Here is a 15,011-nt window from a genome sequence, read left to right on the forward strand (position 1 = left end):
TCAGCTCTCGAGGAGACGCTAGATGGCCGGGACTGGTGGGAGGCAGTGGCGAACGGCCGCAGCGTGAATGACGATCTGCTCCGGCCCGCAGGGACCTTCGGCGCTGCCCGCGGTCGACTTCAGTCGACGTCGCGAGAGTTGGGGGCCTGCGACTTGAGCCGCGCGGCGTAGCCGGCCGCCTGAGTACGGCGCTGCATGTCCAGCTTGGCGAGCACGCTGGAGACATAGTTCTTCACGGTCTTTTCAGCCAGGAAGATACGCTCACCGATCTGGCGGTTGGTGAGACCTTCGCCGATCAGCTCGAAAATGCGCCGCTCCTGATCCGACAGGGCAGCCAGCGGGTCCTTGCGCTCGGTGTCCGTGCGGATGCGGCGCATGATTCGGGCCGTACTGCGAGGATCGAGCAGTGACTCGCCTGTGGCGACGGTGCGGATAGCGCCCACCAGATCCGAACCGTGGATTTGTTTGAGGACATACCCCGAGGCTCCGGCCATCACCGAATCGTAGAGCGCGTCGTCGTCAGAGTAGGAGGTCAGCATCAGGCACGCTAGCTCGGGCAAGCGTGAGCGCACCTCGCGGCAGACCTCGACACCGCTGCCGTCAGGCAGTCGCACGTCCAGCAGCGCCACGTCGGGGCCGGCTGCCGGGATACGCGCGGTCGCCTCGGCCCCGCTGGCGGCCTCCCCCACTACATCGATGTCAGACTCGTTGCTGAGCAGCGCGCTAACTCCACGTCGAACGATGTCGTGATCGTCGACCAGGAAGACACGGATAGAACTGTGGGGATCAGCCATGAAAGGTCACCTCATTTCGCTTGAACTCCGCGAGGCTCAGGGGGTGGAGTTGGCTGAGGTTGAGCGGGTGCGCACTCGATTCCTTCAGGCGTGCCCGCTCGTCGATTCCGATCTCGGGCCCCACTGGCAGGGCTCCTGCCGGTGAGGTTGTCCAGCGTCGCGTAGTTTCTGAATTCATCCCGAGTTCTTTCGCGATATGGACAGCCGGACGCTTTGTCGCGCCATATGTCGTCCCGCTGCTTCCCGTAAACTCCAGCGAATACCTGCCTGTTCTGCTCAGATTTTCCTTCGTTTCCGCTCAGCGCCATTCTGCTGGTTCCGTTTCCAGAAACCTCAAGGCACCTCACTAACTTAGGGCGGGACCAGTCTGGGTACGGGCACCGTCGACGTCCGCACCCAGTTCGCCCAACGGGGCTGGCAACTGTTGCCCACCCCATCCCAAGAGCCTGACCACCGACGAGGCCGAGACCGCCGTGGTGACAGTTACCACGGCTGTGCACTCGACGCACGACGACCCCTTGGCCACGCACCCCGGCCGATCTCGTCGGCCACGTCGCTGCGCGCACGCACTGAGAATCGAAGGAGAGGCACGTGAGCACGGATCAGCCGATCATCCCGGGGTTCTACCCCGACCCCTCGATCTGCCGCGCCGGAGACACGTACTACATCGTGAACTCCAGTTTCGAGTATCTTCCGGGCCTGCCGATCCACTCCAGCACCGATCTGGTGACCTGGACACCCGTGGGCAACGCCCTGACGCGGACCGGCCAGATCGCCGAGCACGCAGGGGTCGCCAGCAGTTCGATCTACGCGCCCACGATCCGTTACCACGACGGCCGGTTCTGGATCGCGGGAACGAACGTGCTCACCCACGGCGGCGGGGTGGGGCAGTTCATCATCACAGCGGACGACCCGGCCGGGCCTTGGTCAGATCCGGCACACGTGCCAGGAACCATCGGCATCGATCCCGACCTAGCGTGGGACGAGGACGGCGTGTGCCGCCTGACCTGGACTTCCTTGAGCGCCGAGATGCGTGGTATCGCGAGCGTCCCCATCGATCCCTCGACCGGCGAGACACTCGGCGAGCCGAAGCTGTTGTGGCAGGGCACCGGCGGCGCCCATCCCGAGGGGCCGCACCTCTACCGCCTCGACGGCTGGTGGTACCTGCTGCTCGCCGAAGGGGGCACGGCACGAGGGCACGCCGCCACCATCGCCCGCGCCCGCACGCTGGACGGCCCGTTCGAGAGCGCGCCCACCAACCCGATCCTGACCCACCGAGGCAGGGATCACCCGGTGCAAAACACCGGACATGCCGACGTGGTGCAGCTCGGCGACGGCGACTGGGCCATGGTGTATCTCGGTGTCCGGCCACGCGGCGTCACTCCCGGATTCCACGTCAACGGCCGTGAAACGTTCCTTGCCGGCATCGACTGGATCGACGGATGGCCCGTGGTGGACGAGAGCCGCTTCACCGTGACGCAGGCGGACCACTCGTTCGACGACACGTTCGACACTGCCACCCTCGATCAGCGCTGGCTCGGTGTGGGCATGTTTCCCTCGTCCTTCACGCGGCGAGCCGAGGGGCCGGGGCTCGTCATCGACGCCGACTCCGGCGGCCCCGGCATACCGCTGCTCGCCACGCGGGTGCGGGACACCGAATGGAGCGCATCGGCGCGGTTCGACGCCACCGCCGGAACCGGTCGGCTCGTGATGCGTATCGATAAGGAGCACGGATGCGCACTGACCTTCGACGGCGAGGCCGTTGAGGCCGCCGTAACGATCGGCCCCGCCGTCCGGACATTCAGCCGGCTCCCTCTGGAGCGGGGGGCGCTGCCCACTCTGCGCATCAGCGTCCGACGTCCCGAGACCACCCCCCACTGGACTCCGGATGAGGTCGACATCGTCGAACTGTCAGTGGTCACCGACGACGGTAGCGAGCAGGTGCTCGCTTCGTTCGACGGACGCCACATCTCCACCGAGGTCGCAGGCAGGTTCACCGGGCGCGTCGTCGGAGTCGAGGGCCTCTCGGGGCGAGTCGTTTTGCGCGAGATGCGGTACGTGTCGGGCGCCCGACCGGCGGGCGAGCCGACTTCGCCGGCCGTAGAGGCAGACACGGCACGGTGGAGTGACTGCTCATGACGCCGTTTCGCGGAATCCTCCAGCCCTAGAAAAGGCTCGGCGCCTTAAGCGCTACCAGCGCATGATGGCCCGCAACCGGCCCGGGGCGAACAACCGGCGTAAAGCCAAAGAGCGCGTCGCCACCGCCCACCGCAAGGTCGGCCACGCCCGCCGAGCTTCCTTCCTAAGGCCACGACCCGCCTGGTGCGTGAGCACGCCACGATCGCCATCGAAGACCGCAACGTCTCCGGCATAACCGCCTCCACGCGCGGCACCACCGAGCCCCCAGGGTGCAACGTTGCGCGGAAGCACGGCCTGAACCGGGCGAGCCTGGATGCCGGATTCGGGGAGTTGCGCCGGCAACTGGAGTACAAAGCCACCACTACGGCCGCCTCCTGGCGATCATGGGCCGGTGGTTGCCCTCCTCCACAACCTGTTCGGCGTGCGGACACCTGCCCGCGCACCTCTCCCGGGGCACCCGCTGGTGGACGTGCCCGGACCGCCGTCCCGCCACGACCGAGATGCCAACGCGGCGACGACCATCGGTGCGGCTAGTCGAGTCGCAGCCCGCCACGCGGGCGACGTCTGCGGAGCCGATACCAGACGGCGAGGGGCCACCTTTCCGCGGTCGGCGACGAAGCGGGAAACCCACCCCGCGAGGGGCGAAATCCCCTCCCGTTAGGGAGGGGAGAAAGTCACAGCGACAGCAGTGCCTCCACCTGGCTCGGCGCGAGGGCGTGGTCGATCACCATGAACGCCACGCCATGGACGCCCGCCTCGTCGCCGGAGCGCGACTGCACGATGCGCAGATTCTGTGTAGCCAGCGGCAGGGAGCGTTGGTAGACGGCCTCCCGTACCCCGGCGATCAGGTGTTCGCCCGCCAGGGACAGCGCTCCGCCGACCGCGAGCACGGAGGGGTTGAACAGGCTGACCGCCATCGCCAGCACCTCCCCGATGTCGCGGCCCGCCTGTCGGATGTGCTGCAAGGCGGGCACCGAGCCGTTGCGGGCGAGCGAGACGACGTCGGCGCTGTTCGTGGCGGGCACGCCGGCCTCGGTCAGTTTCGCCGCGATAGCCGCTCCGCTTGCGACGGCCTCCAGGCACCCGACGTTGCCGCACCGGCAGAGGACATCGGTATCGTATGGCACTCGCACGTGGCCCATGTCGCCCGCCGCGCCCTGCGAGCCCCGGTGTAGCTGGCCGTAGCTGATCAGCCCGCTACCGATACCGGTCGCGATCTTCACGAAGATCATGTGCGCGTACTCCGACCAGTGACTGCGGTACTCGCCGAGCGCCATGATGTTGACGTCGTTGTCCACCAGCGTCACCGCGCCCAATTCGCCGCGCACGAAGTCTGGGACGTCGAAGCCGTCCCAACCGGGCATGATCGGCGGGTTGGTCGGTTTGCCGGACAGGTGCTCGACGGGGCCGGGAAGCCCGATGCCGACGCCGAGCAGGTCACATTCGTCCCGTCCCGCCTGAGTGAGCAGTGCGCGCCCCCGTTCGCAGACCTCGCGCAGCACCACCTCGGGTCCGTCTGCGATGTCGACCACCTTGTCCTGCTGCACCAGCACCTCGCCCGCGAGGTCGGTCACTGCGAGCTTGGCGTGCGTCGCCCCGATGTCGGCAGCGAGTACCACCCGGGCCGCAGGGTTGAACGCGAACATCGTGGGTGGACGTCCACCCGTGGAGTTCGCCTTGTCGCTGAACTTCAGCAGGCCGGAGCTGAGCAGGGTGTCGATGCGTTCGGCGACGGTGGAGCGTGCCAGACCGGTCTCGGCGGACAGTTCGGCGCGGGTGCGTGGCCGCCCGTCGCGCAGTAGCTGAAACAGCATCGCAGTGCCTGCCGGTGACAGCTCGCCGCGAATCATGACTTCCATTCCCTTCCCTCAACACCGGGATCTGCTGGTTCAACACTAGAACACCCGTACCTTTTCGCGGGCTGATCCGTCTCATTTGGTTAAAGAGCAGCAAACTTTTGCTTGACCCCCATACAAAAGTCGGCCTATGCTTCACTCTCATGAGCGCGAGGGAGATCCACATCACATCCCGCGAGGAGGGTGAGCCCCTGCTGCGGATGAGCGGCATCGTCAAGCACTTCCCCGGCGTGAAAGCGCTGGACGGCATCGACCTCGAGGTGAGGGCAGGCGATGTCCACTGCCTACTCGGCCAGAACGGCGCGGGTAAGTCCACCCTGATCAAGGTCTTGTCCGGAGCCCATCAGCCCGACGGCGGCACGATCCGCTGGCAGGGCGCCGATATCCGCATCCTGAATCCGCAGGACGCGCTCGACCACGGCATCGCCACGATTTACCAGGAGCTCGACCTGGTCGACGGCCTGACCGTGGCCGAGAACATCTACCTCGGCCACGAGCGCGCGCGATGGGGACTCGTCGCGCGGGCCGAGGCCAATCGTGCCGCCGCTGAGCTGCTGCGTCGCCTCGGCCATCCCGAGGTGAGGCCCGACACCGAGGTGGGACGACTGTCCTCGGCGGGCAAGCAGATCGTGAGCATGGCCCGCGCGCTTTCCTACGAGGCCAAGCTGATCGTGATGGATGAGCCCTCCGCCGTGCTGGACCAGGAAGAGGTCACCCGACTGTTCGGCGTGATCCGCGAACTGGCGGCGCAGGGCGTCGCGATCGTCTACATCTCGCACCGGCTCGAAGAGATCCGTGAGATCGGCGACCACATCACCGTGCTCAAGGACGGGCACACCGCCGCCACCGGTCTCGCGGCGGCGCAGACACCGACCGCGGAGATCATCCGTCTGATGACCGGCAGGTCCATCGAGTACGTCTTCCCCGACCGGCAGGACCAGCGGCAGCGGGGCGAGCGGATACTCGACGTGTCCGGGCTGAGCCGCGATGGCGAGTTCCGCGACATCTCATTCGATGTGGCGGCAGGGGAGGTCGTCGGCCTCGCAGGGCTGGTCGGTTCCGGCCGGTCGGAGATCCTGGAGACGATCTACGGCGCCCGCAAGGCCAAGGCGGGCACGGTAACCGTCGCCGGACGTCGGCTGCGCGCCGGCAGCGTCGGCGCGGCGGTGGCCGCCGGCATCGGGCTTTGCCCCGAGGAGCGCAAGAGCCAGGCGCTGGTGCTGCACGAGTCGGTGGCGCGCAACATCTCGCTCGCCAGCCTCGCCCGCTTCGCCCGAGGGGGCTTCGTCAACCACCGTGACGAGCGGCGCGCGGCCGACGACCAGGTCCACGCCCTGGATGTCCGGCCCTCCGGTGTGCAGCGCCACGTGCGCACGCTCTCCGGAGGCAATCAGCAGAAGGTCGTGCTCGCCCGCTGGCTACTGCGGCAGTGCCGGGTGCTGCTGCTGGACGAACCGACGCGCGGCGTCGACGTCGGCGCGCGCTCGGAAATCTACGCGCTGATCAGGGACCTTGCGGCCAGCGGCATCGCGGTCGTCGTGGTCTCCAGCGAAATCGAGGAGGTGATCGGGCTGTCCGACCGGGTCCTTGTGATCTCCGACGGCGCCCTCGTGCACGACAGTCCCGCCGAGGAGATCGACGAGCACCGGGTGCTCGACATGGTGATGGAAGGAGCGGCGGCATGAGTGCCCAAACCCCCGCGTCTGAGGAGCGGACCCGCACCGAGGGCGACGACGCGCACGGCCGTGGGCCGTTGGGCGGCGTTACCGCCCGGTTCTCCGGCCCGCTCGGGCGCAATCTCGGTTTGGTGATCGCCTTGGCGCTGCTGTGCCTCGTCGGTCTCATCACAGCAGGCGACCGGTTCGTCACTTTCGACAACACGATGACGATCCTGCGGCTGGCGTCGGTGATCGGTGTGGTCAGCATCGGGATGACGTTCGTGATCACCGGTGGCGGCATCGACCTGTCCGTCGGCGCGATCGTGGCGCTGTCCTCGGTGTGGGCCTCCACCATCGCCACCCAAACCATGGCCGAGAACACCCACTGGATCGTCATGGTCAGCACAGCGCTGCTGGTCGGTGCCGGTTGTGGACTCGTCAACGGACTGCTCGTGGCCTACGGCAGGATGGCGCCGTTCATCGTGACGCTTGCGATGCTCGCCGGGGCGCGCGGCCTCGCCGAGATCATCGCGCAGAAGCGCACCCAGGTCGTCACCGTCAGCGAGTTCGTCGAGGCCGTCGGCGGCAGAATCCTCGGCATCCCGGTCCTTGTGCTGATCTTCGTCGTGGTCGCCGTCGCGGGCTGGGTCCTGCTCAACCGCACCACGTTCGGCCGCAGGACGCTCGCGGTCGGCGGCAATCAGGAAGCCGCGCGGCTGGCGGGCATCAACGTCAAGCGGCACACCACGTCGCTGTACGTGCTGCTTGGTCTCGCGTGCGGACTCGCCGCGGTGATGCTGCTCGCGCGGACGACGGCCGGGACCTCCACCCACGGCATGCTCTACGAACTCGACGCCATCGCCGCGGTCGTCATCGGCGGGACGCTGCTCTCCGGCGGTCGCGGCACCATCGTCGGCACCGTCTTCGGCGTGCTGATCTTCACCACGCTCACCAACGTCTTCACGCTCAACAACCTCGACACCTCCACCCAGGCCGTCGCCAAGGGCGTGATCATCGTCGTCGCCGTGCTGTTGCAGCAGCGCGTCGCATCCCGCAACGGCTCGCCGCCTTAGCTCAGGCACGAGCTCACCATGCCCCCGCCCGCTGTAGGGCGCCTGTTCCCCCGCCAGATCCCACCCCGAGGAGAGAACCATGCCGCAACGCAGTGGACTCCTGCGCGCGACCGGTGCCGTCGCCGCGGTGACCCTACTCGCCACAGCCTGCACCGGTAACGAACCAGCCACCGAGGAGGACACCGGTGGGACACAGCCGGTCAGCTCGAACGACGACCCGGGCCAGGAAGTAGTGATCGGCTTCTCCGGCCCCGAGGCCGACCACGGTTGGCTCGCCGCGATCAACTCCGCCGCCGTCGCGGAGGCCGAGAATTACGAAGACATCGATCTGCGCGTCGCAGAGGGCACCAACGACCCGAGCATGCAGATCAGCCACATCGAGACATTCATCAACGATGACGTCGACGCGATCGTGCTGCTGCCCACCGACGGCGCCGCGCTGACCAAGGTCGCCACGCAGGCGATGGAGGCGGGCATCCCCGTCGTCAACGTCGATCGCGAATTCTCAAGCGAGTTCGCCGCGCGCACCACCATCCTCGGGGACAACTACGGCATGGGCGTCTCCGCCGGCACCTACGCCTGCGATCTCGTCGAGGAAAACGACCTCGGCGGCGACGCGGTGATCACCGAGATCGCGGGAATCGACTCGCTGCCACTGACCCAGGACCGCTCCGACGGTTTCTCCGACGCGCTGTCCGAGTGCGACCAGGACGTCGACCACCGGGTCGCCGGGGAGTTCACCGTGGAATCCGGCGAGCAGGCCGCCTCCAACCTGCTGCAAGCCGTTCCCGAGATCGACATCGTCTGGAACCACGACGACGACCAGGGCGTCGGTGTCAAGGCCGCTTTCGACAACGCCAACCGCGACGAGTTCTTCTTCATCGGCGGCGCCGGCTCGGCCAACGCGATGCGCTGGATTCAGGAGGGCGAGATGGAGGCCACCGTGCTCTACCCGCCGACACAGGCCGCCGACGGCATCCGGCTCGCCCGACTGCTCGCCCAGGAGAAAGGCATGTCCGACCTGGTGCAGGTCGAGGTGCCGCGCCGAATCGTGCTGAACGCCCCTGTGGTCACCGAAGACAACGTCGAGGAGTACCTCCCACTGGCGTTCGAGTCCTGAGGCCCACCCCAGACCAATCGCCCAGGGAGGGCTGATGACACACGCGGACAGCGCCCAGCTCGGGATCGGCATGATCGGCTACGCCTTCATGGGAATGGCGCATTCCCAGGGATGGCGCAACGCCAAGAGCTTCTTCGATCCCAAACTCGAACCGCGGTTGGTCGCGCTCAGCGGGCGCGACCGCGCCAAGGCCGAGGACACGGCCCGACGGTTCGACTGGCAGCACGTGGAAACCGACTGGCACGCACTGATCGCCAGGGACGACGTCGATCTCGTCGACATCTGCACGCCAGGCGACACCCACGCCGAGATCGCCATCGCCGCGCTCGCGGCGGGCAAGCACGTGTTGTGCGAAAAGCCGCTCGCCAACTCGGTCGCCGAAGCCGAGCGCATGGCCGAGGCCGCCGAGCGGGCGCGGGCCGACGGCGTTCAGACGATGGTCGGCTTCACCTACCGCCGGGTGCCCGCGCTCGCGCTGGCGCGGCGACTGGTGCGGAGCGGCCGGATCGGCCGGCTGCGCCACGTCAGGGCCCAATACCTACAAGACTGGCTCACCGACCCGGGGGCGCCGTACTCCTGGCGGCTGGACGCGCAGCGGGCGGGTTCCGGCGCGCTGGGCGACATCGGCGCGCACGTGATCGACCTGACCCAGTTCCTCACCGACGAGTACATCACCGGGGTCAGCGCCACGATGGACACGTTCGTCGACGAACGCCCGCTGCCGGAGGGCGAGGGAACCGGGCGGGTCACCGTGGACGACGCCGCGGTGTTCCTCGGCAGGTTCAGCGGCGGCGCGATGGCCACCTTCGAGGCCACTCGCTACGCCACCGGCCGCAAGAACGCCATCCGTATCGAACTGAACGGCACCGAAGGCAGCCTGGCCTTCGACTTCGAGGACATGAACACGCTGTGGTTCTTCGATTCCTCGACATCGACCGAGACGCAGGGCTTCACCCGGATACTCGCCACCGAGCCGACGCATCCGTATCTGGGCGCGTGGTGGCCGCCCGGTCACCTGCTCGGCTACGAGCACGGCTTCTCCCACCAGGCAGTCGACCTGCTCACCGCCATCGCCGACGGTACCGCTGCGGAGCCCACGTTCGCCGAGGGGCTGCGGGTACAGCGGGTGATCGCCGCGGTGCAAGCCAGTGCGGCGGCGGACAGCCGGTGGGTGCCGGTCGGCGACACGGAAAGCACAGACAGCACAGGCAACGCACATACGACAAGTGAGGTGGCGTGATGGGGCGACCAGTGACGCTGTTCACCGGGCAGTGGGCGGACCTGCCGTTCGAGGAGGTCGCGCGGCTGGCCTCCGAGTGGGGCTACGACGGACTGGAGATCGCCTGCTGGGGCGATCACCTGGACGTCTGGCGCGCGGTCGAGGACGAGTCGTATCTACAGTCCCGTTTGGACATCCTGGACACCTACGGGCTCGGCGTCTGGGCGATATCCAATCACCTCAAGGGGCAGGCGGTCTGCGACGACCCGATCGACGCGCGGCACAAGGCGATCCTGCCCGAGCGCATCTGGGGCGACGGCGATCCGGAGGGCGTGCGCCGGCGGGCCGCCGAGGAGATCAAGCACACCGCTCGCGCCGCCGCGAAACTCGGCGTGGACACCGTCGTCGGCTTCACCGGCTCGGCGATCTGGAAGTACGTGGCGATGTTCCCACCGGTGCCCGCCGAGCTGGTCGAGGCCGGGTACCAGGACTTCGCCGACCGTTGGAACCCGATCATGGACGTCTTCGACGAGGAGGGGGTGCGGTTCGCCCTGGAGGTGCATCCCTCGGAGATCGCCTACGACTACTGGTCCACGGTGCGCGCCCTGGACGCGATCGGGCGCAGGGAGTCGTTCGGGCTGAACTGGGACCCCAGTCACATGGTGTGGCAAGACATTGACCCGGCCGGGTTCCTGGTCGACTTCGCCGACCGGATCTACCACGTCGACTGCAAGGACACCAAACGCAACACCGGCAACGGCCGCAACGGCAGGCTCGGCTCCCACCTGCCGTGGGGTGACCCCCGGCGTGGCTGGGACTTCGTCTCAACCGGACGCGGCGACGTGCCGTGGGAGGCGTGTTTCCGGGTGCTCAACGCCATCGGCTATGACGGCCCGATCTCGATCGAGTGGGAGGACGCGGGCATGGACCGCCTGCGAGGCGCCCCCGAGTCACTGCGCTACGTACGCGAGCGGTTGTTCGACCCGCCCGAGGCCGCGTTCGACGCTGCCTTCAGTACTCAATAGCCCAAATCTACGAGCGGTCCTCACGTATTTAGGAGCTGGAGGAAGGGGAGGAAGCCATGTGTTATGGATTCGACGGTGAGGGGGCGGTCCGCCGTTCCCTCAGCGAGCGGGGGCTCTCCCGGCGCGGCGCGCTACGCACCGCGCTGGGTGGCGCCCTCGGCGCCAGCTTGCTCGTCGCGGGTGGCACCGCGCCCGCCGCGCACGCCAAGACAAGGAGCATTGGACGGCGCCGGGTGCCGCCGGGGCTGATCAGCATGCAGTTGTGGACGGTGCGCTCCGCGCTGTACGGCGATCCCGGCTTCGACGCCACGCTGCGGATGCTCGCCGATCTCGGCTACCCCAAGGTGGAGCAGGCGCTCGGCTATTTCGGCCGCACCGCCCAGGAATTGCGTGACTTCTACGACAGCATCGGCATCTCGGCGACGTCCAGCCACGACGGCATCAGCGATTCCGATCAGGCGCTGCACACCAAAATTGACAACGCGCTCACGCTGGGCCAGTCGTACATGGTGGTGCCGTACCTGAACTCCTCCGACAAGAGCGACTGGCAGCGGTGGGCCGAACGAATGAACCACGAGGCCGAGGCGGCCCGCTCGGCGGGGCTGCGCTACGGCTACCACAACCACGCGCACGAGTTCACCATCGACCTCGGCGGTGGCGTCACACCCTGGCAGGTGTTGACGTCTGAACTGGACCCCAAGCTCGTGCACTTCGAGATCGACATTTACTGGGCGGTGCGCGGCGGAATCGAGAGCGGCGACGGGGCGAGCGACCCCGAGGGCTTCACCATCGACGTGATGCGGCGCGCGCCGCAGCGGGTGCTGCAATACCACGTCAAGGACCGTCACGCCCACGACGGTGACATGGCCGACCTGGGCACCGGCCACATCGACTTCGCCCGGATCTTCCGCGCCCACGCGGTGCAGGAGTACATCGTCGAGAACGACACGCCTGACGTGAGCGTCCCCCAGACTTCCGAGGTCGGCTACTCCTACCTGCGCCAACTGCGCTACTGACGCCGGCGTCCACGTATCCGACGTCATCGTTGGCCGCGCTGAGACCGGTGTCCACGCCATTCGGTTTCATCGCGGGCTGCTGATCCGACCCTGGAGTACCGCCCCGCGGATCAGTCGGTTCGCTCACCCACCGGACGGGCCCGTCCTTTTACCCAGGCACGCGAGGGCCCCTGAGCATCTGCGCGGCTCCGGCGATCCACACGGCAACCAGAAGGCTTTCACGTCGCCCAACCACCCTTCCAGGCATGTCGCCTGGAACCACCGTCCAGCCCTCATACCCCCAGATGCCACAAACAGCGCGCTGACCTGCACAGGCGACTGTTCACAAACACACGAGCACACATCGAGCACACACAACAAGAAACCCCAGGCCACCAGCCGCACCACACCGGCTGTGACCTGGGGTTTCACAGTGGGCCACCAGGGGATCGAACCCTGAACCCGCGGATTAAAAGTCGATCCTATGACCTGCCGACTTTCCGCAACCCCTGCTGTTCTCCCCTGCCTTGTCCCCTCGCCCGTCAGCAGATCTCCCGTCCGCTGTCATCCCCTGCCGCGCCCACCCACAGCCCCCGAGCACACGTCGAGCACACGCGCTTCAACGCTTTCCATGGGCTAGCGTTGTAAAGAAGTCGCTTCCCTCGCGTAGATGATGCTTCGGAACCTGGAGTGCTCATCGCATCCCCGGGAGGTTCCGAAGCTCAAAACGGACATTGAGGACTAAAATGCTGCTGACTTGGGTCGCTTCGCCCCGTGGGGCTAGGTATTTTCCCTGCTCAGTCAGCGTGGCAGCCACCCTCCGGGGTGGCTGAGGATCGCAACGCCGCTGCCGAGTGGCTGCCGCTGGTGGACTACCGCCGTGGCAGCCACCCTCCGGGGTGGCTGAGGATCGCAACTGATGCCCGCCCGCACGAAGACTGGCCGGACCCCCGAGTGGCAGCCACCCTCCGGGGTGGCTGAGGATCGCAACTACGGTCCCGCGCAGGGCGAGAGCCCCGCGACGCTCGTGGCAGCCACCCTCCGGGGTGGCTGAGGATCGCAACTTGCGGGGCGCGGTGATGACGCTGCCCTGCCTCAGGTGGCAGCCACCCTCCGGGGTGGCTGAGGATCGCAACGCCATTGCCAGCGGCACCGAGCTGACTCTGTCCACCGTGGCAGCCACCCTCCGGGGTGGCTGAGGATCGCAACATGAACTGACCGACACCGTGGTGGAGCACTGTCCGCGTGGCAGCCACCCTCCGGGGTGGCTGAGGATCGCAACCATGGCCAGTGGTGTCGAACTGGGGCTGCACCGTGGCGTGGCAGCCACCCTCCGGGGTGGCTGAGGATCGCAACGTCGCGGCACACGCCGGTGCGCAGCGACATGGCCTCGTGGCAGCCACCCTCCGGGGTGGCTGAGGATCGCAACCCACGTGGTGGCCCACACCAGCTCGTATCCGAGGGGGTGGCAGCCACCCTCCGGGGTGGCTGAGGATCGCAACGTGACCGAGCAGGACGCCAGCGATCGGGCGACGCTGCTGTGGCAGCCACCCTCCGGGGTGGCTGAGGATCGCAACAAGCGGCTCCGTGTGGTCGATCTCGACCGGCCCGGCGGTGGCAGCCACCCTCCGGGGTGGCTGAGGATCGCAACGTCGGGGGCGCTCATCGCGTCACCGCCGTGGCCTGGTGGCAGCCACCCTCCGGGGTGGCTGAGGATCGCAACTGTGTGTGGTGCGGCGGCCCGGTCCAGCCGGGGGAGGTGGCAGCCACCCTCCGGGGTGGCTGAGGATCGCAACCGCACATAAAAATGCTGGGGGGTGAGGGGCTGCACGTGGCAGCCACCCTCCGGGGTGGCTGAGGATCGCAACCCTCGACTAGCAGCAGCACCCCCACACACGGTACGTGGCAGCCACCCTCCGGGGTGGCTGAGGATCGCAACGCGGCCGGGGGCGGAGCGTGCCGACCGATATAGCAGTGGCAGCCACCCTCCGGGGTGGCTGAGGATCGCAACGTCGGCGGCGCCTCTCTCACGAGATCAAACGCCGCGTGGCAGCCACCCTCCGGGGTGGCTGAGGATCGCAACGTCGGCGGCGCCTCTCTCACGAGATCAAACGCCGCGTGGCAGCCACCCTCCGGGGTGGCTGAGGATCGCAACGAGGTCGAAGGCGAGCAGCCGCTGCTCGCTCCACGCGTGGCAGCCACCCTCCGGGGTGGCTGAGGATCGCAACACCGCTCAGGCCCAGGAGCAGATCACCCACGCCGAGTGGCAGCCACCCTCCGGGGTGGCTGAGGATCGCAACGACTACCCGGAGGACTACGACCGGCATCCGGCGACGGTGGCAGCCACCCTCCGGGGTGGCTGAGGATCGCAACGATTGGGAGTGCTCGTGCGGCGTGGGGGACTGGCGCGGTGGCAGCCACCCTCCGGGGTGGCTGAGGATCGCAACGGCGAAGGCGGCCGCATTGGCGCAGCTGTCCACCGGTGGCAGCCACCCTCCGGGGTGGCTGAGGATCGCAACGAGAACCGAATACCGCAAAGCCGCAGGTCAGGGCGGTGGCAGCCACCCTCCGGGGTGGCTGAGGATCGCAACAGCCAGGCCACCGGGGAGCGTTCCCCTGCCGTAGTAGTGGCAGCCACCCTTCGGGGCGGCTGAGGATCGTAACGCCGTGGAGGATCTGGAGAACCGTTTGAAGGCGGTGGTGACTGCTTTCCGGGATAGTTGACGGCTATTGCGTCGGCTCCGTCGATTCGCTATCGACGGAGCCGAGTGTGGTGAGCGCGCTCTATCGAGATTATTTTGCCATCTGCGCGCTTGTTGTATATTTGTCCTTTTTGTGGATTCTAGGGGTGTTTGGCCCTCTCGGTGTGAGGATGTGCTCGGATTTGGTGGCGAGTTGCAAGGGCTGCAGCTGTCCCTGCTAACACCAGACCGGAAACGGCCATGAGAAGGCGTCGCCGGCACTGCTGGCGCTGCCGACGCCGCAGAGCACGCTCGCTCAATGCCATGGCTCTCCCTTCTGTAAGAACTTCGGGCGCGAGAGTGGCTCAGGATGTACGCTACAGGAGCCGAGCCTTTGGCAATGGCGCTCACAGGAATTAGAGGTTCGGCGTGTGTGGCGTCGACTGCTTGG

9 protein-coding genes and 1 CRISPR repeat array are annotated in these 15,011 nt (G+C 67.4%); of the genes, 7 read left to right on the forward strand and 2 right to left on the reverse strand.

Going from position 1 to position 15,011, the window contains the following annotated elements:
- Nucleotides 1–119: 119 nt before the first annotated feature.
- A complete protein-coding gene (locus ABD848_RS14480) occupies nt 120–794 on the reverse strand; it encodes a response regulator transcription factor (protein WP_344972043.1) in 675 nt (224 codons plus the stop codon).
- 591 nt (nt 795–1,385) lie between these two features.
- Here ABD848_RS14480 and ABD848_RS14485 point away from each other — a divergent pair.
- The gene (locus ABD848_RS14485) at nt 1,386–2,933 is read left to right on the forward strand and encodes a glycoside hydrolase family 43 protein (protein WP_344972045.1); all 1,548 of its coding nucleotides are present in this window, start codon (nt 1,386–1,388) and stop codon (nt 2,931–2,933) included.
- 674 nt (nt 2,934–3,607) lie between these two features.
- On the opposite strand, the gene ABD848_RS14490 is transcribed toward ABD848_RS14485, so the two are convergent.
- Complete coding sequence (locus tag ABD848_RS14490) at nt 3,608–4,792, reverse strand: ROK family transcriptional regulator (RefSeq protein WP_344972047.1); 1,185 nt, start codon at nt 4,790–4,792, stop codon at nt 3,608–3,610.
- Between the two features lie 140 nt (nt 4,793–4,932).
- On the opposite strand from ABD848_RS14490, the gene ABD848_RS14495 reads away from it, so the two are divergent.
- The 6 genes from ABD848_RS14495 to ABD848_RS14520 all read left to right on the forward strand — a co-directional run bounded on the left by ABD848_RS14495 (nt 4,933) and on the right by ABD848_RS14520 (nt 11,900).
- Nucleotides 4,933–6,474 carry a sugar ABC transporter ATP-binding protein gene (locus tag ABD848_RS14495; protein WP_344972049.1) on the forward strand — a complete coding sequence of 514 codons (1,542 nt, stop codon included), beginning with the start codon at nt 4,933–4,935 and terminating at the stop codon, nt 6,472–6,474.
- The gene (locus ABD848_RS14500) at nt 6,471–7,520 is read left to right on the forward strand and encodes an ABC transporter permease (protein WP_344972051.1); all 1,050 of its coding nucleotides are present in this window, start codon (nt 6,471–6,473) and stop codon (nt 7,518–7,520) included. Before ABD848_RS14495 ends, ABD848_RS14500 begins: the two co-directional genes overlap by 4 nt.
- A gap of 79 nt (nt 7,521–7,599) precedes the next feature.
- Nucleotides 7,600–8,640 (forward strand): substrate-binding domain-containing protein, encoded by a 1,041-nt coding sequence (locus tag ABD848_RS14505; RefSeq protein WP_344972053.1) that lies wholly within the window; start codon nt 7,600–7,602, stop codon nt 8,638–8,640.
- A gap of 34 nt (nt 8,641–8,674) precedes the next feature.
- The gene (locus ABD848_RS14510) at nt 8,675–9,880 is read left to right on the forward strand and encodes a Gfo/Idh/MocA family protein (RefSeq protein WP_344972055.1); all 1,206 of its coding nucleotides are present in this window, start codon (nt 8,675–8,677) and stop codon (nt 9,878–9,880) included.
- Nucleotides 9,880–10,884 (forward strand): sugar phosphate isomerase/epimerase family protein, encoded by a 1,005-nt coding sequence (locus ABD848_RS14515; RefSeq protein ID WP_344972057.1) that lies wholly within the window; start codon nt 9,880–9,882, stop codon nt 10,882–10,884. Before ABD848_RS14510 ends, ABD848_RS14515 begins: the two co-directional genes overlap by 1 nt.
- 56 nt (nt 10,885–10,940) lie before the next feature.
- Nucleotides 10,941–11,900: a sugar phosphate isomerase/epimerase family protein gene (locus tag ABD848_RS14520; protein WP_344972059.1), complete on the forward strand. Its 960-nt coding sequence runs from the start codon at nt 10,941–10,943 to the stop codon at nt 11,898–11,900.
- Nucleotides 11,901–12,685: 785 nt separating this feature from the next.
- A CRISPR array of direct repeats spans nt 12,686–14,543; the repeat unit is 37 nt; unit sequence GTGGCAGCCACCCTCCGGGGTGGCTGAGGATCGCAAC.
- The last annotated feature ends 468 nt before the right edge of the window (nt 14,544–15,011 follow it).

It is taken from the genome of Salinactinospora qingdaonensis, assembly GCF_039539445.1.
Taxonomy (GTDB): Bacteria; Actinomycetota; Actinomycetes; order Streptosporangiales; family Streptosporangiaceae; genus Salinactinospora; species Salinactinospora qingdaonensis.